The sequence below is a fragment of the Arenibacter troitsensis genome, from assembly GCF_900177645.1.
Taxonomy (GTDB): Bacteria; Bacteroidota; Bacteroidia; order Flavobacteriales; family Flavobacteriaceae; genus Arenibacter; species Arenibacter troitsensis.
Genome location: NZ_FXAO01000005.1, coordinates 375,889 through 394,281, shown reverse-complemented (window position 1 = coordinate 394,281; position 18,393 = coordinate 375,889). Strand labels below are relative to the sequence as shown.

13 protein-coding genes and 1 riboswitch are annotated in these 18,393 nt (G+C 41.7%); all 13 genes read left to right on the top strand.

Annotated elements, in window-relative coordinates:
• Nucleotides 1–29: 29 nt before the first annotated feature.
• The 13 genes from thrA to metH all read left to right on the top strand — a co-directional run bounded on the left by thrA (nt 30) and on the right by metH (nt 18,273).
• Complete coding sequence (thrA, locus tag B9Y87_RS13650) at nt 30–3,416, top strand: bifunctional aspartate kinase/homoserine dehydrogenase I (RefSeq protein ID WP_085499518.1); 3,387 nt, start codon at nt 30–32, stop codon at nt 3,414–3,416.
• A 295-nt stretch (nt 3,417–3,711) separates the two neighbouring features.
• On the top strand, nt 3,712–4,881 hold the full coding sequence (locus B9Y87_RS13645; protein ID WP_085499517.1) for a trans-sulfuration enzyme family protein: 1,170 nt from the start codon (nt 3,712–3,714) through the stop codon (nt 4,879–4,881).
• A 95-nt stretch (nt 4,882–4,976) separates the two neighbouring features.
• Complete coding sequence (locus B9Y87_RS13640) at nt 4,977–5,387, top strand: RrF2 family transcriptional regulator (RefSeq protein WP_085499516.1); 411 nt, start codon at nt 4,977–4,979, stop codon at nt 5,385–5,387.
• A gap of 203 nt (nt 5,388–5,590) precedes the next feature.
• On the top strand, nt 5,591–5,860 hold the full coding sequence (locus tag B9Y87_RS13635; protein ID WP_072865416.1) for a DUF2061 domain-containing protein: 270 nt from the start codon (nt 5,591–5,593) through the stop codon (nt 5,858–5,860).
• A 37-nt stretch (nt 5,861–5,897) separates the two neighbouring features.
• Nucleotides 5,898–6,521 (top strand): phosphoadenosine phosphosulfate reductase domain-containing protein, encoded by a 624-nt coding sequence (locus B9Y87_RS13630; RefSeq protein ID WP_085499619.1) that lies wholly within the window; start codon nt 5,898–5,900, stop codon nt 6,519–6,521.
• 123 nt (nt 6,522–6,644) lie between these two features.
• Complete coding sequence (gene cysD, locus B9Y87_RS13625; RefSeq protein WP_139827240.1) at nt 6,645–7,544, top strand: sulfate adenylyltransferase subunit CysD; 900 nt, start codon at nt 6,645–6,647, stop codon at nt 7,542–7,544.
• Between the two features lie 74 nt (nt 7,545–7,618).
• Nucleotides 7,619–8,866, top strand: a complete 1,248-nt coding sequence (locus B9Y87_RS13620; RefSeq protein ID WP_085499515.1) for a sulfate adenylyltransferase subunit 1 — start codon at nt 7,619–7,621, stop codon at nt 8,864–8,866.
• Between the two features lie 114 nt (nt 8,867–8,980).
• Entirely contained in the window at nt 8,981–11,071 is a 2,091-nt protein-coding gene (locus B9Y87_RS13615) for a HEPN domain-containing protein (protein ID WP_085499514.1), read from the top strand.
• A gap of 71 nt (nt 11,072–11,142) precedes the next feature.
• Nucleotides 11,143–11,907: a uroporphyrinogen-III C-methyltransferase gene (cobA, locus tag B9Y87_RS13610; RefSeq protein WP_085499617.1), complete on the top strand. Its 765-nt coding sequence runs from the start codon at nt 11,143–11,145 to the stop codon at nt 11,905–11,907.
• Nucleotides 11,908–11,986: 79 nt separating this feature from the next.
• Nucleotides 11,987–13,051: an NAD(P)/FAD-dependent oxidoreductase gene (locus B9Y87_RS13605; protein WP_085499513.1), complete on the top strand. Its 1,065-nt coding sequence runs from the start codon at nt 11,987–11,989 to the stop codon at nt 13,049–13,051.
• 170 nt (nt 13,052–13,221) lie between these two features.
• A riboswitch (SAM riboswitch) is annotated at nt 13,222–13,374 on the top strand.
• A 188-nt stretch (nt 13,375–13,562) separates the two neighbouring features.
• Complete coding sequence (locus tag B9Y87_RS13600; protein ID WP_085499512.1) at nt 13,563–14,576, top strand: homocysteine S-methyltransferase family protein; 1,014 nt, start codon at nt 13,563–13,565, stop codon at nt 14,574–14,576.
• A complete protein-coding gene (locus tag B9Y87_RS13595; protein ID WP_085499511.1) occupies nt 14,573–15,514 on the top strand; it encodes a pyridoxal-phosphate dependent enzyme in 942 nt (313 codons plus the stop codon). Before B9Y87_RS13600 ends, B9Y87_RS13595 begins: the two co-directional genes overlap by 4 nt.
• Nucleotides 15,515–15,558: 44 nt before the next feature.
• On the top strand, nt 15,559–18,273 hold the full coding sequence (metH, locus tag B9Y87_RS13590; protein WP_085499616.1) for a methionine synthase: 2,715 nt from the start codon (nt 15,559–15,561) through the stop codon (nt 18,271–18,273).
• Nucleotides 18,274–18,393: the final 120 nt, after the last annotated feature.

Sequence of the window (18,393 nt, the reverse complement as noted above, 5' to 3'; positions counted from 1 at the left end):
TTAAAGTCAATTACTAGTACAAACAACTTATGTTACATCATCTTTCAATAAATAAATACATAACCTATAGCGGTAAGACCTTGGATATTAATCTGTCCTATGAGATCTTTGGCCAACCATTGCATTCCGCACCTATCATATTGGTAAACCATGCCCTAACGGGTAATTCCAATGTGGCGGGCGAAAATGGCTGGTGGACAACCTTGATCGGAGAGGGAAAATGTATTGACACCAAGAAGTACACCATTCTATGTTTCAATATACCCGGAAATGGGTATGATGGGTTTGTAATAGATAATTATAAGGATTTTGTTGCCAAGGACATTGCCAAGATTTTTCTTCTTGGGCTGGAGGCCTTAAAAATAAGTAAGTTATATGCGCTTATAGGTGGTTCTTTAGGAGGGGGTATCGCCTGGGAAATGGCTGCTATTGATCCTCATTTAACGGAACATCTTATTCCGGTAGCATCCGATTGGAAGTCTACGGACTGGCTTATTGCCAATTGCCAGATTCAGGAACAGTTTTTGGTGAACTCCAAGCAGCCCGTACACGATGCCCGTATGCATGCCATGCTCTGCTATAGGACACCGGAATCCTTTAAGGAGCGTTTTAAAAGAAGCACCAATGAGGAGCTGAAAGTCTTTAATGTAGAGAGTTGGTTAACACACCATGGTAAAAAATTACAGGAACGTTTTCAATTGTCTGCCTACAAACTAATGAATCAATTGCTGAAGACCATTGATATCAATAGAAATGGGGAAGAGGCATTTATTAATTTGCAGAATAGCGATACCAATATCCATATTATTGGGGTAGATTCCGACCTTTTTTTTACGGCCCAGGAAAACAAGGATACCTTTAAAAAATTGGCCCAGGCAAATAGCAATGTAACCTACGGGGAAATTCATTCCCTACACGGGCATGATGCCTTTTTAATAGAGTTCAATCAAATGGAGGAGCTTTTAAAGGGGGTTTTTGAGCGTAATGGAAGATCTAAAAAAGTGAAGGTCCTGAAATTCGGAGGCAAGTCATTGGCCAATGGAGAGGGATTGGATACCGTACTTCAGATAATAACGGATAAGGTTGCCGTTGGTGAAAATATTGCAGTAGTTGTTTCGGCTAGAAACAAGGCTACGGACGAATTGGAGGCTATCTTGGACAAAGCTGCCAAGGGGTTGGACTATGTAAAGGATTTTGAAGAGTTTGAAAAATATCAAAAGCACACCTATGGCAATGTAAATCTTTCCGAAGACTTCCGAGGATTGGTGAAATTGTTCGAAGGGGTAGCTTTATTGGGGGATTATAGCCCTAAAATAAAAGACCAGGTGTTGGCTTTTGGAGAGTTGCTTTCCGCCAAATTGGTGACCAAATTGCTTATTGGAAAAGGGGTCAATGCAAAATTCATCGATTCGAGACAACTTATTAAAACAGATTCCAACTTTGGCGATGCCAAGGTATTGGAGACCTTGTCCAAGGAAAATGTAAAAAGCGAGTTTGGGAAATTGGAAATGGATGCTGTAGTGGTCACTACTGGTTTTATTGCCTCCAATGAGCAGAATGAAACAACTACCTTGGGTAGAAATGGGAGTAATTATTCCGCTGCCTTGTTGGCCAATTACCTCAATGCGGAAGAATTGCAGAACTACACCCATGTGGATGGGATCTTTACGGCCAACCCGGATTTGGTTCCAGAGGCCAAAAGAATCTCGGAACTTTCCTATAGCGAAGCCAATGAGCTGGCAAATTTTGGAACCAATATCTTACATGCCAAGACTATTATTCCATTAATAGAAAAGAATATTCCGTTGCGGATCCTAAATACCTTTAACAATGACAATGAGGGTACCTTGATCAGTGCCAAGACCAGCAAGGAGGGTATAAAATCCTTGTCCGTTATTGAAAATATGGCGTTGATCAATTTGGAAGGTCGCGGTTTGTTGGGCAAGGTAGGGGTAGATGCCCGTATCTTTAGGACAATGGGTAATAACAATATAAGTGTTAGTATTATTTCCCAAGGGTCATCGGAAAGGGGGATTGGTTTGGTGGTCGACGCCAAAAATGCCAATTTGGCCAAAACTTCCTTGGAAGAGGAATTTCAAACCGATTTCAAACTACAGGATATAAACAATATTACGGTTATAGATCAAGTATCTGTTATTTCCATTGTGGGACAGGACTTGAGTACTTTTCACAAGCCATTCAATGCACTCATTAAAAACCAGGTGGTTCCTTTGTTGTTCAACAATACCGTTTCGGGAAAAAATGTGAGTTTGGTGGTAAAGAAATCAGATTTGCACAAGGCATTGAATGTAGTGCACGGGCAGATATTTGGGATAAGCAAAAAGGTAAATTTGGCCATTTTTGGACATGGAAACGTTGGTGGAACCCTGATTGATCAAATTCTTAAATCCAATAAGACCATCGAAAAAAGGAAAGGAATCCATATCAATGTATTTGCGGTTGCCAATTCTAAAAAGGTTCTTTTGAATAAAAATGGTATTTCCAAAAATTGGAAAAGCGCCATGGAAACCAAGGCTATACCCTACAAATTGGAAGATATATTTAAATATGCCAAGGACAATCATTTGGAGAACCTTATTGCGGTAGACAATACTGCCAATGAAGAATTTGTGGCCTCCTATTTTGATTTTGTAGATAATGGATTTGATTTGGTGTCCTCCAATAAGATTGCCAATACACTACGGTTCGATTATTACCAATTGCTTAGGGAGGAACTTGCCAAGCATCAAAAGCAATACTTATATGAAACCAATGTAGGTGCAGGATTACCTTTGATAGATACCATTAAATTGTTGCATCTTTCTGGAGAGAACATTACCAGAATAAAAGGGGTGTTTTCGGGTTCCTTAAGCTATATTTTCAATACCTTTTCGGAAAAGGATGCCTTGTTCTCGGAAATTTTACGGGAAGCGATGGACTTGGGGTATACCGAACCGGACCCACGCGAAGACCTTTCCGGTAACGATGTGGGCAGGAAGCTACTTATTTTGGCCAGGGAATTGGATCTGAGCAATGAGTTTTCGGATATTCAAATAGAAAATTTAATTCCCGAGTCGTTGCAGGATGGGGATGTAAAAGGCTTTTTGGAGCGATTGGCTATCTTGGATGAAAAGTTTAGCAAGATAAAGAATGCGCAAAAGCCTGGTCACGTTCTACGTTATGTGGGGGACCTGTCCGGAGACCTGCAAAAGGAAAAAGGGAAGTTGGAGGTAAAATTGATCTCTGTGCCCAAAGAAAGCGCATTAGGACAAATAAAAGGATCCGATTCCATCATTGAAATATATACAGAGTCCTATGGACAGCATCCGTTGGTTATTCAAGGCGCGGGCGCAGGAGCTGCGGTTACGGCCAGGGGTGTTTTTGGGGATATATTGCGAATTGCGGAAAAAGGATAAATTTCTATGGCTCCGGCTCCGCTCGGCACCGTTGATATTCGGAGATTGAGCGTAGTCGAAATCGGGCATAGTTGAGAAGAAGGATGTTTGGACATGGCATCGGTTGAATCCAGCCAACGTTGATATTCGGAGATTGAGCGTAGTTTAAATCGGTTAGGGTTGAAAGGGAAAGAATTTGAATGTGCCTTGGACTCCGCTCGGCCACCGGGGAATTGTAGTTAAATAGCCGAATTCTACATCGGAATCATGCAAATTAGTAGGAAAAAGAATAGAAGAATTAGACAGTACAGAAATAATGAAGAAGAATTTTAAATTTGAAACGGAAGCTATACGCACTCAAACGGAACGCACCCAATTTTTGGAGCACTCTACGCCAATGTATTTAACCTCTAGCTTTATCTTCGAGGATGCGGAGGACATGCGTGCCTCCTTCGCGGAGGAAAAGGAGCGTAATATATATTCAAGGTATAGCAACCCCAATTCTTCCGAGTTTATTGAAAAGGTTTGTAAAATGGAAGGGGCCGAGGATGGTTTTGCCTTTGCATCGGGTATGGCGGCCGTGTTCTCTACTTTTGCAGCTCTATTGGACAGTGGGGATCACATCATTTCTTCTAGAAGTATTTTTGGGTCTACCCATAGTTTGTTCACTCAGTTTTTTCCAAAATGGAATGTGTCAACCAGCTATTTTAAGATAGATGAGCTGGATAAATTGGAGCAATTGCTCACCCCAAAAACTAAAATTATCTATGCAGAGACGCCCACCAATCCGGGCGTGGACGTTTTGGACTTGGAGGTATTGGGCAATTTTGCCAAAAAGCACAATTTGATATATATCATAGATAATTGTTTTGCTTCGCCCTATTTACAGCAGCCTATAAAGTATGGGGCCGATTTGGTCATCCATTCAGGAACAAAGTTAATGGATGGTCAAGGAAGGGTCTTGGCCGGTATCACTGTGGGGAGCAAGGCATTGATAGACAAGGTGTATCGCTTTTCCAGGATAACTGGCCCTTCGTTATCACCTTTTAATGCTTGGGTGCTATCCAAAAGTTTGGAAACTTTGGCACTGCGGGTAGACAAGCATTGTGACAATGCACTGAAGCTGGCCGAATTCCTGGAAGGTAACCCCAAGGTTAATTGGGTAAAATATCCCTTTTTAAAATCGCATCCTAAATATGAAGTGGCCAAGAAACAGATGAAGGCAGGGGGTTGCGTTGTGGCATTTGAGGTAAAAGGAGGGGTTGAGGCCGGACAAAAATTCTTCAACGCTATAAAAATGTTGTCATTGTCGGCCAATTTAGGGGATTCGAGAAGTATAGTTACGCATCCGGCGTCTACAACCCACAGTAAATTGTCCGTCGAGGAAAGATTGGCCTCCGGAATTACCGATGGTATGGTACGTGTGTCGGTAGGCTTGGAGCATATAGATGATATCATCGCAGATATTGAACAAGCACTGGGATAGAAGGAAATTAAAAGAGCTTGCCTTGTTGCTAAACCTCTTTTTGTAAAATTGGGGCATGCCTAATAGCGAATGTTAATTTTCCTTATCTTCGCTGCATGCTTTCCAAAAAGACAAAATACGGATTAAAGGCACTTACCTTCTTGGCGTCCCAAAAAGGACGTGCCCCTGTTCAGATTTCTGAAATAGCCAAACATGAGAATATTTCCCAAAAGTTTTTGGAGAGTATTCTTCTTACCTTGAGGAAAACAGGTATCCTAGGTTCCAAAAAAGGAAAGGGAGGAGGTTATTACCTTATTAAGGATCCCAAAGATATTCCAATGACCACCGTTATGAGGGTGTTGGAAGGGCCAATAGCAATGGTGCCCTGTGTAAGTCTAAATTTCTACGAAAAATGTGAGGATTGTCCCGATGAGGCCAGCTGTTCCGTGCATAAATTAATGCTACAGGTAAGGGACAGCACCCTAGAGGTCTTTAAGAACAATACACTTGCCGACTTGGTGCCTTAAGGATGTGCCATATTTTGGTGTAGGGCGATAATTTGGTTATTGACATTCATTTTCTTCAAAATTCAAAGAAATTTTTAGTAATCTACTAAATTTATAGGGTAAATTGAATTTTAACTAAATTTTTTTATTGTGGTCCGGAAATTATTTTTATTTTTGCTTACTCTATTAAATCGATAGGGTAATAAATTTAAGTTTTTTGTCATATGATTGCTGAACAATTAATTGCAAATAATAATTCAAATACTGTAACTAAAAGTTACAAGGCGGATAAGTCTTCCGAAAATCCTAAAAGGAGTATTGCTAAATCTATCAGTTGGAGAATTATTGGGACCTTGGATACTATTCTTATTTCTTGGATCGTGACCGGGACATTGTCTGTTGCATTTTCAATTGGAGTGGTAGAGCTGTTTACCAAGATGTTGTTGTATTTCTTCCATGAAAGAATCTGGAACAAGATTAATTGGGGAAAGTAAGACGGTAAAATTCAATGTAATAAAAGAATTGAGGACAATGGCATATACAGAGGAACAAATACATAAGTTAAATCAACAATTTAAAGGGATACCGCCAGAGGAAATAATTTCCTGGGCCATACAGTCTGCCGAGAAGCCTGTGGTGACCACAAATTTCCGACCATATGAAGTTGCTATTTTGCATGCGGTAACGGAAGTTTCCCCTCTTATTCCGGTAATTTGGTGCGATACTGGTTATAATACGCCCAATACCTATAAGCATGCCGAGGAATTAATTACAAGATTGCATTTGAATGTAAAATTATATGTTCCCAAGCAAACTTCCTCGCACAGGGATGCTATCATGGGGATTCCTGGTATTGATGATCCCAGACATCAACTTTTTACGGAGCAGGTAAAATTGGAACCGTTTAGAAGGGCCATGGAGGAGCATAAGCCAGATGTTTGGTTTACGAATCTAAGACAGGGGCAAACTGCTTTAAGGGATTCTTTGGATATTTTAAGCTTAAGTAGGGATGGGGTGTTGAAGGTGAGTCCTTTTTATCACTTTAATGATAGTCAATTGGATGCTTATCTCAAGGACAGGAATTTACCCAATGAACATAAGTATTTCGATCCCACCAAGGTTTTGGAAAACCGGGAATGTGGTTTGCATACCTAAGAAAAGAATATTAACAATTGGTGAATCAGTCCTTTTTTGGGAGAGCCAATTAAATACAGAATTATTGTGAGCATTGTAGAATCTGAATTGGAAACATTAGTAGGCGTGAACGAATCGAATGAATTGGAGGTATTGAACAATAATGCTTTGGAGAACGAAGCTATTTATATTTTAAGGGAAGTAGCTGCCCAATTTGAAAAACCAGTATTGCTGTTTTCTGGTGGTAAAGATTCCATTACTTTGGTTAGATTGGCTCAGAAGGCCTTTTATCCAGCTAAAATACCTTTCCCTTTAATGCATATAGATACCGGGCATAATTTTCCGGAGACCATTGCCTTTAGGGATAAATTGGTCAAGGAATTGGGTGTGGAGCTTATTGTTCGTAATGTGCAGGATTCCATAGATCAAGGTAAAGTTGTAGAGGAAACAGGTAAATATTCCAGTAGGAACATGTTGCAGACTACTACTTTGTTGGATGCCATTGAGGAATTTAAGTTTGATGCCTGTATTGGAGGTGCAAGAAGGGATGAAGAAAAGGCGCGCGCCAAAGAACGTATCTTTTCTGTTCGTGACGATTTTGGTCAGTGGGATGAGAAAAACCAGCGTCCGGAATTGTTCGACATGTTGAATGGTCAGATAGAATTGGGGCAGAACGTAAGGGTTTTTCCAATTAGTAACTGGACAGAATTGGATGTTTGGAGCTATATCCAAAAAGAGCAAATTGAAATACCATCCATCTATTTTGCCCATAAGAGAAAGGTATTCCTTAGGGACGGATTCATATGGTCTGCCGAAGATGATGTGGTTTTCCGTGCAGAGGATGAAAAAGTAGAGGAGCGTATGGTTCGTTTTAGGACCGTTGGGGATATGAGTTGTACCTCCGCGGTACTGTCCCATGCAGACACCATTGAAAAGGTGGTAGGTGAAATTAGGGAATCCAAGATTTCCGAAAGGGGAGCTAGGATAGATGATAAACGTTCCGAAGCTGCCATGGAGAAAAGAAAACAACAAGGATACTTTTAAAGTCGGCAGTAGTAATTGGTTGATTAATTCAGGTTAGTCAACATAAACGAAGCCAAATACAAAACACAAAAGAAATGGAAGTACTAAAAATAGCGACAGCAGGAAGTGTGGATGACGGTAAAAGTACCTTGATCGGAAGATTGCTGTACGATACCAAATCGCTTACCGATGATAAGTTGGAAGCCATTGAAAAAACATCAAAGCAAAAAGGATATGATTATCTGGATTTCTCCTTGGCTACAGATGGTTTGGTGGCAGAAAGGGAACAAGGGATTACTATAGATGTAGCGCATATCTACTTCTCTACGCCCAACAAGAGTTACATTATAGCGGATACTCCCGGACACGTGGAATATACCCGTAACATGGTAACCGGTGCTTCTACCTCCCAAGCGGCCATTATTCTGATCGATGCAAGAAAAGGGGTGATAGAGCAGACCAATAGGCACTTTTTTATCAATAATTTATTGAGGATCAAAGATGTAATCGTAGCCATTAATAAAATGGACCTGGTTGATTATTCAGAAGAAAGGTATAATGAAATCAAGGCCGATTTTGAGAAATTGATGAGCAAACGAGATTACCAGGATCAGAAAATTACTTTTATCCCGGTTAGTGCGCTCAAAGGAGATAATGTGGTAAACAGGTCGGAAAAAATGGCTTGGTACAAAGGACAGACTTTGTTGGAGCATTTTGAGGAATTGGATAGAAAGGATATCTATAACGTTGGTACCCCAAGATTCCCGGTGCAGTATGTAATACGTCCCAAAACTGATGAATTCCACGATTTTAGAGGATTTGCCGGTAAAGTGTATGGAGGAGAGCTAAGTGTTGGGGATGAAATAGTGGTATTGCCATCCATGACCAGATCCAAGATCAAGGAAATATATTTTTACGATAAGAAGTATAAAACGGCAACCAGACGCTCTTCGGTAACTATTACCTTGGAGGATGAGATCAATGTGAGTAGGGGGGATATGTTGGTGAAGGCAGGTGATTTGCCTACTATCGACAAGCAATTTACGGCAACGGTTTCTTGGATGGATTCACAAAAATTAACCGTGGGTGGTAAATATGTAGTGCAACACGGTGTAAATAAGGTTTTGGCCAAGGTGGAGAACATTCACCATAAGATTCATCCGGATTACTCTGGCATAGATACCTCTATCACTGCTTTGGGAATGAACGATATAGCACAGGTTACTTTTAGATTGAATAAGCCTATTTTTTATGATTCCTTCAAGAATCACAGAACCAATGGCTCTTTTATCCTAATAGATAATCAGACCAATACAACCGCTGGGGTCGGGTTTATAAATTAACCCACCTTCCACCCCCTCAAGGGGATGGAGTTGTTGTCAATTTAACCTATTATTCCTATGGGATAAACTCTTAAAAGAATTTAATAATCATTTTGAATAAAAAATATAAGTAGCATGCGGACTTTCAGAACAGAAGTGGAAAACCCGGTTGTAGAACAGGACATCATAGCATTGGAAGCTAAGATCCGTGAATTTCAAGGCGGTAATTTGGACGAGGAGAAATTCCGTAGCCTTAGATTGGCAAGGGGAATTTATGGTCAAAGACAGCCTGGGGTACAAATGATTCGTATTAAGTTGCCCTATGGGAAGGTTAGTTCCCAACAACTTAGAAGGATTTGTGATGTTTCGGAAGAATACTCTACAGGTCGACTTCATATTACCACCCGTCAGGATATTCAGATCCATTATGTGGATATTAACCGCACACCGGAATTATGGGCACAGTTGGAGCAGGACGATATTACGATCAGGGAAGCTTGTGGAAATACGGTGCGTAACGTAACGGCCAGCGAGACTGCCGGCATAGATGTAAAGGAACCTTTTGATGTTTCCCCATATGCCCATGCACTATTTCAATATTTTTTAAGAAATCCTATTAGCCAGGAGATGGGGAGGAAGTTTAAAGTTTCCTTTTCTGCTTCGGATGAGGATACGGGCCTTTCATACATGCACGATCTTGGTTTTATTGCCAAGATTGAAAATGGGGTAAGAGGCTTTAAAGTGCTTTTGGGAGGTGGATTGGGATCGCAGCCAAGGCATGCGGACGTAATCTACCCTTTTCTTCCTACAGACAAGATTATTCCTTTGATGGAAGGGGTTGTACGTGTTTTTGACCGTTATGGGGAAAGAAAAAGTAGGGCAAAGGCAAGAATGAAATTCTTGATCAAGGATATTGGTTTGGACGGATTTAAGCAATTGTTGGAAGAAGAGCAATTGGCTATACCTGTTAAAACCTACGAAATAGATGCCGAAGCCTATCCAAAGGTTAAAATTGCAGAGAATAATGCTCCAGAAGTAACTATAAAGGATCAAAAGGCATTTGAAAAATGGAAATCCACCAACTTGGTCCCTCAAAAACAACAGGGTTATGTAGCCATTGGTGTAAAGGTGTTGTTAGGGGATTTTTATATAGAAAAAGCCAGACAATTGGCAGATTTGGTGGAAAAATATGCCGCGAGTGAAATTAGATTGAGCCTGCGTCAAAATATATTGATTCCTTACGTTAAGGAATCCTTGGTGCCCTTCTTTTATCAAGAATTGGAAAAATTAGGATTCGCCGAAGTTGGTTATAATACAGCACTGGACATTACTGCTTGTCCTGGAACGGATACCTGTAATTTGGGTATTGCGAGTAGTACAGGGATTGCCGATGAATTGGAGCGGGTTATCAAGGCAGAATACCCACATTATATAGATAACCCGGATGTGGTTATTAAAATAAGTGGCTGTATGAACGCCTGTGGCCAGCACAACATGGCCAATATCGGTTTTCAGGGAATGTCTGTTAGAACTAAGGATAAATTGGTGGCCCCTGCACTTCAAGTGCTTTTGGGAGGTGGCAATTTAGGAGATGGAAACGGGCGCTTTGCAGATAAAGTGATCAAGATACCTAGTAAGAGGGGCCCAGAATCTTTAAGACTTATTTTAAATGATTACGATGCCAACGGTAAGGGTAAGCCTTTTGTAGACTATTACGAGGAAAAGGGGCAAATGTATTTTTATGATTTCCTAAAGCCTTTGTCCGATGTGGATAACCTAACGGCATCCGATTTTATTGATTGGGGTACCTCGGAAAAATATGAACAAGCCATTGGTATTGGGGAGTGTGCCGGGGTTGTAATCGATTTAATTGCCACATTGTTGTTTGATAGTGAGGAAAAGATTGAAACGGCAAAATTGAATTTGGAAGAGGAAAAATGGGCAGCCAGCATCTATCATTCCTATTCGTCTATGGTAAACACGGCCAAAGCTTTATTGACGGCAGAGAATACCAAGGTGAATACCCATATCAGTATCATTAAGGATTTTGATGAGTTGTTTGTGGCTTCAGGTAAATTTAAATTGGAGCAGGGATTTGAAAAAATGGTGCTTCAATTAAATCAGAACGCACCAACAGAGGCCTTTGCCAAAGCCTATTTAAAAGATGCAGAGGAGTTCTTGGCCAGTGTGGAAGCTTACCGGAAATTGGAATTGACAAACGCATAACAATGATAAATAAGGTAAATAATATTCACGTTGACGCCACAGTGGTAATTCCTGCATCCAATCAGGAACCCATGGGCCTTGGACAGTTGACCGTAGTGGGAGCCGGACCGGGTGATGTGGAGCTGATTACGTTAAAGGCCATTAAGGCCTTGCAGTCGGCAGACGTGGTATTGTACGATGCCCTGGTGGACGTGGCCTTATTGGATTATGCGCCCAATGCCGAACATATTTTTGTTGGTAAAAGAAAAGGATGCTACGCCTACCAGCAGGAACAGATAAACGATCTTATAGTAAGTAGGGCCAAAACCCACGGGCACGTAGTAAGGTTAAAGGGCGGGGATCCCTTTGTTTTTGGCAGAGGGGCGGAAGAAATGGAACATGCGGCCAGTAAAGGTATAAAAGTGGCCATGGTGCCAGGAATATCTTCTTCGGTTGCTGTGCCTGCTTCCCAAAACATTCCCGTTACCAAAAGAGGTGCTGCGGAAAGTTTTTGGGTAATCACCGGGACTACCAAAGAGCATAAGTTGTCTTCGGATGTTGCTTTGGCGGCCAAATCCAATGCCACCATTGTCATACTGATGGGGATGGGGAAATTGGCAGAAATCGTTGAGCTGTTTAAGAAGGAGGGCAAAGTGGATATGCCCATTGCAATAATTCAAAACGGTACTCGGCAAGACGAGAAGTTGGGCATTGGTACCATTGGCACCATAGAACAAATAGTGCTTGGGCAAAAATTAAGCAATCCGGCTATTATTGTTGTCGGAGAAGTTGTAAAGCATAGATCAGCGGTATTGAATTATGCCCAAACATTGAAAATATCCCAGGGGGTATTATAAATAATTAAGAAAAGTGCCTTCCTATTAATAGTTGAGGATTTAAGGGTGCAAATATAAATTAGGAATTAATCAAAGTAGTATGATAAAGACAGATATACTTATAATTGGAGCGGGTCCAACAGGGTTGTTCACGGTTTTTGAAGCGGGATTGTTAAAATTGAAGACGCATCTAATAGATGCCTTGCCTCAACCTGGGGGCCAATGTTCGGAAATTTATCCTAAGAAGCCTATTTATGATATTCCAGCATTCCCTGAGATTCTCGCAGGAGATTTGGTTAAGAATCTAATGCAACAAATTCAGCCTTTCGAACCTGGGTTCACCTTGGGGGAGAGAGCGGAAACTTTGGATAAATTGGATGATGGATCTTTCTTGGTAACTACTAATAAAGGAACAAAACATCAAGCTCCGGTGGTCGTTATAGCGGGAGGACTAGGTTCATTTGAGCCTAGGAAACCTTTGATTCCCAATTTGGCAGATTTTGAAGACAAGGGAGTAGCTTACATTATAAAAGATCCTGAAGTATATAGGGGTAAGAAAGTGGTTATTTCCGGAGGTGGTGATTCTGCCTTGGATTGGGCCATATTCCTATCAGAGGTGGCTGCCGAAGTTTCTTTGGTGCATAGAAGAAATGAGTTTCGAGGGGCTTTGGATTCAGTGGAAAAAGCTGCAGATTTGGCCAAGTTGGGCAAGATCAAATTATTTACCGAAGCCGAGGTGGTTAAATTGTACGGAGACGATAATTTGGAAGCTGTTGTGGTAAAACATAATGATGAGGCCAAAGGCGAAACCTATGTGGAAGCGGATAATTTTATTCCATTATTCGGACTTTCCCCAAAATTGGGACCTATTGGCGATTGGGGGCTTGAGATAGAGAAAAATGCTATTAAAGTTAACAACGCCTATGACTATCAGACCAATATTCCTGGAGTATACGCTATTGGGGATGTAAATACCTATCCAGGAAAACTTAAATTAATATTGTCCGGCTTCCATGAAGCTGCCGTAATGTGTCAGAGTGCTTACCAGTTGATCAATCCTGGAAAGCGTTATGTAATGAAATACACTACTGTTGGTGGTGTAGAAGGGTTTGACGGTAGTAAGAAGGAGGCCAAGAAAGAAGTAGTTCAAAGTATTTTGGCTTAACAACCATTTCATCTAACTTTTTAGCCTGCCAGGTCCTAAAATCTGGCAGGTTTCATTTTTGCAAAATATTCCTGAATTTGAATTTTTCGGGGATTTAAAATAAAGTAGTGTTTTCTTGCTTTTAAGGGCCCTGATGCGTTACTTTGTACCTAGTTCATTATCAATTTGAAACGTTATCAAGAAAGGCGGAGGGACTAGACCCTGTGAAGCCTTAGCAACCCTTTTTTCCGGTCGGTAACTATCGGCAAGAATAAAGAAGGTGCTACGTTCTAATCCTATATTTTATTCTATGTATCTAGAATTGTTTTGGGAATAGATAACTTAAAGAAAGACGCAGGTCCAAAACTTTTCCTTACTTGATTTTATTTATTTTTTTGATACCGATAACTAGGTTGTTATACTTTGTTTTTCGGGTGTCAATTTTCTAATTTTGTGGTCCCAAATGGTTTGGGGCCTTATGTGATGGTATCTTGGTTTGATTTATAACGGGAATACCTTTTTTAATATTTATATGAAGAATATTCAGGACGTACTCAAGGAAAGGATTTTGGTGTTGGACGGTGCCATGGGGACCATGCTTCAACGGCATAAGTTTACGGAGGAAGATTTTAGGGGGGAACGATTTAAGGATTGGGAACATCCCTTGCAGGGTAACAATGACTTGTTGTCCCTTACCCAGCCAGAGGCTATAGCCGAGGTACATCGGCTGTATTTTGCGGCCGGGGCAGATATTGTTGAAACCAATACCTTTTCCAGCACTACCATTGCCATGGCGGACTATCATATGGAAGATTTGGTATACGAATTAAATTATGAATCGGCTAGAATAGCCAAGGCTGTTGCCGATGAATTTACTGCCAAAGAACCTAATAAGCCACGTTTTGTTGCGGGTAGTATAGGGCCTACCAATAAAACGGCCAGTATGTCTCCAGATGTAAATGATCCCGGCTTCAGAGGAGTTTCTTTTGATGAATTACGGGTGGCTTATAAACAGCAGGTGGAGGCCCTCCTGGACGGAGGTGTGGATATTTTATTGGTGGAGACTATATTTGATACCTTAAACGCCAAGGCCGCTTTATTTGCTATTGAAGAGGTAAAGGAGGAACGAAATATAGAGGTTCCCATTATGGTGAGTGGAACTATAACCGATGCTTCGGGCAGGACCTTGTCCGGCCAGACTGCTGAAGCTTTTTTAATATCCGTAAGCCATATCCCCATTTTATCCGTAGGATTCAATTGCGCTTTGGGGGCGAGTCAGTTGGTACCCCATTTGGAGGTACTTTCCAGTAAAACGGAGCATGCCGTTTCTGCCCACCCCAATGCGGGATTGCCAAATGCTTTTGGGGAATATGACGAAACACCGGAGGAAATGGCCGCACAAATTAAGGAATATGCAGAAAAAGGCTTGGTAAATATAGTTGGCGGATGTTGTGGCACTACCCCTGAACATATAAAGGCAATGGCCGATGTGGTTAAGGAGTATTCCCCTAGGATTCTAAATACCTTACAAGTATATAATCAATGATACCTAGCAGGCAGATTGTTCTTGAAGCCGGCAAAAGGGTGGCCCCCTTTGTTCATAGAACACCGGTGCTTACCTCGCGTTTGTTGAATGAATTGTCCGGGGCGGAGGTTTTCTTTAAATGTGAGAACTTTCAAAAAATGGGCGCTTTTAAAATGCGGGGAGCAATAAATGCCATACAACAATTAAACGAGGCTCAGAAAAAGGCAGGAGTGGTAACCCATTCCTCAGGAAATTTTGGTCAGGCCTTGGCCTTGGCAGCCAAGAATTTGGGGGTAAATGCTTATGTAGTAATGCCTTCCAGTGCCCCAACTGTTAAAATTGAGGCAGTAAAAGCATATGGAGGGTTGGTAACCATAACGGAGCCTACCTTGGAAGCCAGGGAAAAGTCGGCAGCAACCATTGTAGAGGAAGAAGGAGCTGTATTTTTACATCCATCCAATGACCTCAATGTAATAGTGGGGCAAGGTACGGCTGCTTTGGAACTTTTACAGGACCAACCTGCTTTGGAATATATTCTGAGCCCGGTAGGTGGCGGTGGACTTATAGCGGGTACGGCATTGGCCGCCCATTATTTAGGCGACAATTGCAGTGTTGTTGGTGCGGAGCCCATGCAAGTGGATGATGCCTATAGGGCCTTTAAGAGCGGGAAAATAGAGTATAACGCATCGGCGGAAACGATTGCCGACGGACTTAAAACTAACTTAGGGGATATAAATTTTCCCATTATCATGGAATTGGTCTCTGACATCATTAGAGTGGAGGAGGATGAAATTATCAGTGCCATGAAATTAATTTGGGAGCGGATGAAGTTGGTGATAGAACCCTCAAGTGCAGTGCCTTTTGCTGCTTTGTTAAAGGAAAGGGAAAAGTTTAAAAATAAAAAGGTGGGGATCATTCTCTCAGGAGGCAATGTGGAACTATCAAATTTGCCATTTTAAGGACACAGTTGGGTGTTCTTAATAAAGAGGTCAATATAAGAATAATGAGCAATACAACAGATAAGGAACAACACAGTACAAAACGGTTTTTAAAACTCTCTGGTTTGGAACCTTTGGTGATAACCCCAGAAAGCAATTTTGTAAATGTTGGGGAGCGTACCAATGTGGCCGGTTCCAAAAAATTCTTGAGACTGATCAAGGAGGAGAAGTTTGAAGAAGCTTTGGACATAGCTCGGGAACAGGTAGAAGGCGGGGCTCAGATTATTGATGTTAATATGGACGATGGTCTTATTGATGGCAAGGAAGTTATGGTAAAGTTCCTGAACCTAATTGTGTCCGAACCGGATATTGCCAGGGTCCCTATAATGATCGATAGTTCCAAATGGGATATTATTGAGGCCGGTCTGCAGGTAGTTCAAGGGAAATGTGTGGTGAATTCCATAAGTCTCAAGGAAGGGGAGGAAGAGTTTGTTAAACATGCTAAATTAATTAGGCGCTACGGTGCGGCGGTCATTGTTATGGCCTTTGATGAGGTTGGGCAGGCCGATAATTACGAAAGGCGCTTGGAGATTTCCAAACGTTCTTATGATATCTTGGTCAATGAGGTAGGGTTTCCACCAGAGGATATCATTTTTGATCTTAATATATTTCCCGTAGCCACGGGAATGGACGAGCACAAGTTAAACGCGCTCGATTTTATAAGGGCAACCGCATGGGTAAAGGAAAATCTACCCTTTTGTAGTGTTAGTGGTGGGGTAAGTAATGTCTCCTTTAGTTTTAGGGGAAATAATCCGGTACGGGAGGCAATGCACTCCGTATTTCTGTATCATGCCATAAAGGCGGGGATGAATATGGGAATTGTAAACCCAAGTATGTTGGAGGTCTATGATGATATCCCCAAAGATCTTTTAGAGCATGTAGAGGATGTAATCCTCAACCGAAGGGAGGATGCCACGGAGCGATTATTGGAATTTGCAGAGACCGTAATTGGTAAAGAGAAAGAAAATAAGATAGACCTTTCTTGGAGGGAAGAACCCTTGCAAAACAGGATTACCCGTGCCTTGGTTAAGGGAATAGATCAATATGTTGTAGAGGATGTTGAAGAGGCCCGTTTAAGTGTGAAGGCACCAATAGAAGTGATCGAGGGGCATTTGATGACCGGTATGAACGTGGTGGGTGATCTTTTTCAAAGTGGTAAGATGTTCCTGCCCCAGGTGGTGAAATCGGCCAGGGTCATGAAAAAAGCAGTGGCCTATCTCTTGCCTTTTATAGAGGAGGAAAAACTTAAAAATCCTCAGCCGGCAGGAGGCAGCTCATCTGCCGGTAAAATACTCATGGCTACGGTAAAAGGAGACGTGCACGATATAGGAAAAAATATTGTGAGTGTGGTTCTTGCCTGTAACAACTACGAGATCGTAGATTTGGGAGTAATGGTACCCCCAGAGAAAATTATTAACGCAGCCAAGGAGGAAAAAGTGGACATTATAGGTCTCAGCGGACTCATTACCCCTTCTTTGGATGAGATGGTCTTTTTGGCCAAGGAAATGGAACGACAAAATTTTACGGTTCCCTTGCTTATCGGAGGTGCAACCACCAGTAAGGCGCATACGGCCGTTAAAATAGATCCTCAGTACAAGAGTGCCGTGGTACACGTAAATGATGCTTCCAGGGCAGTTACAGTGGTGGGCGACCTGCTACAAAAGGAATCGTCCAATAAGTATAAGGAAAGTATTAAATTGGATTATGCCGATTTTAGACAAAAATTCCTGAACAGGGGCAAGCACAAGGAATATTTGACCATTGCCGAGGCTAGGAAAAATAAATATCGGTTGGATTGGTCAAAGGCTACGATTGTTGAGCCCAAGACCTTGGGTATTCAAATGATCGAAGATTTTGATTTAAGGGAATTGGTGCCTTATATAGATTGGTCCCCCTTCTTTAGAAGTTGGGAACTACATGGTAAATACCCGGATATTCTGGAAGATGAGGTGGTGGGCAAACAGGCAACCGAGCTTTTTGCGGATGCCAAGGCAATGATGCAGAAGATTTTGGATGGTAAACTTTTCCAAGCAAAGGCCATCTTTGGATTGTTTCCCGCCAATACCATTAATGATGATGATATAGTCCTTACCCATAAAGGGGAAGAGTTTATATTTAGGACTTTGCGTCAACAGGCCAAAAAATATGTAGGGAAATCTAATTTTGCGCTGTCTGATTTTATTGCCCCCAAAGAAAGTGGTCTGCAGGATTATATTGGTTGTTTTTGCGTTTCTACAGGTTTTGGAACGGATGAATTGGCAGACGGTTATCGTAAAAATTTGGATGATTATAACAGTATAATGGTCAAGGCACTCGCAGACCGATTTGCCGAGGCGTTTGCAGAGTATTTGCACAAGGAAGTAAGGATCGACCATTGGGGTTACGCAGCTGATGAAGGACTTAGCAATGAGGAGCTGATCAAGGAATCCTATATTGGGATAAGGCCCGCGCCAGGTTATCCGGCTTGTCCTGACCATTTGGAAAAATTGACCATTTGGGAATTATTGAAGGTAAAGGAAAAGATTGGAGTTGAATTAACGGATAGTTTGGCCATGTGGCCCGCTGCCAGTGTTAGTGGGTATTATTTTGGCAATCCGGAAGCTCGTTATTTTGGGGTGGGCAAAATAAAGGAAGACCAAGTGGCCGACTTCGCAGCGAGGAAAGGGATGCCTTTGGAGGAGGCCACCCGATGGTTGGCACCCAATATTGCCGATGATTAAGGAGAGGGACCTGCAAGGTTTTTTCAGTGACCTGCAAGGTTTTTCTTTAACCTTGTAGGTCTTGCTAAGGTTTGCTTGTGAACATTGAGGATGATTAGTATTGTCAATGTGACCTGCAAG

Excerpts from the sequence above, each read along its gene's own strand:
- thrA (WP_085499518.1), top strand. The coding sequence starts at position 30 with ATGTTACATCATCTTTCAATAAATAAATACATAACCTATAGCGGTAAG.
- B9Y87_RS13645 (WP_085499517.1), top strand. The coding sequence starts at position 3,712 with ATGAAGAAGAATTTTAAATTTGAAACGGAAGCTATACGCACTCAAACG.
- B9Y87_RS13640 (WP_085499516.1), top strand. The coding sequence starts at position 4,977 with ATGCTTTCCAAAAAGACAAAATACGGATTAAAGGCACTTACCTTCTTG.
- B9Y87_RS13635 (WP_072865416.1), top strand. The coding sequence starts at position 5,591 with ATGATTGCTGAACAATTAATTGCAAATAATAATTCAAATACTGTAACT.
- B9Y87_RS13630 (WP_085499619.1), top strand. The coding sequence starts at position 5,898 with ATGGCATATACAGAGGAACAAATACATAAGTTAAATCAACAATTTAAA.
- B9Y87_RS13620 (WP_085499515.1), top strand. The coding sequence starts at position 7,619 with ATGGAAGTACTAAAAATAGCGACAGCAGGAAGTGTGGATGACGGTAAA.
- B9Y87_RS13615 (WP_085499514.1), top strand. The coding sequence starts at position 8,981 with ATGCGGACTTTCAGAACAGAAGTGGAAAACCCGGTTGTAGAACAGGAC.
- cobA (WP_085499617.1), top strand. The coding sequence starts at position 11,143 with ATGGGCCTTGGACAGTTGACCGTAGTGGGAGCCGGACCGGGTGATGTG.
- B9Y87_RS13605 (WP_085499513.1), top strand. The coding sequence starts at position 11,987 with ATGATAAAGACAGATATACTTATAATTGGAGCGGGTCCAACAGGGTTG.
- B9Y87_RS13600 (WP_085499512.1), top strand. The coding sequence starts at position 13,563 with ATGAAGAATATTCAGGACGTACTCAAGGAAAGGATTTTGGTGTTGGAC.
- B9Y87_RS13595 (WP_085499511.1), top strand. The coding sequence starts at position 14,573 with ATGATACCTAGCAGGCAGATTGTTCTTGAAGCCGGCAAAAGGGTGGCC.
- metH (WP_085499616.1), top strand. The coding sequence starts at position 15,559 with ATGAGCAATACAACAGATAAGGAACAACACAGTACAAAACGGTTTTTA.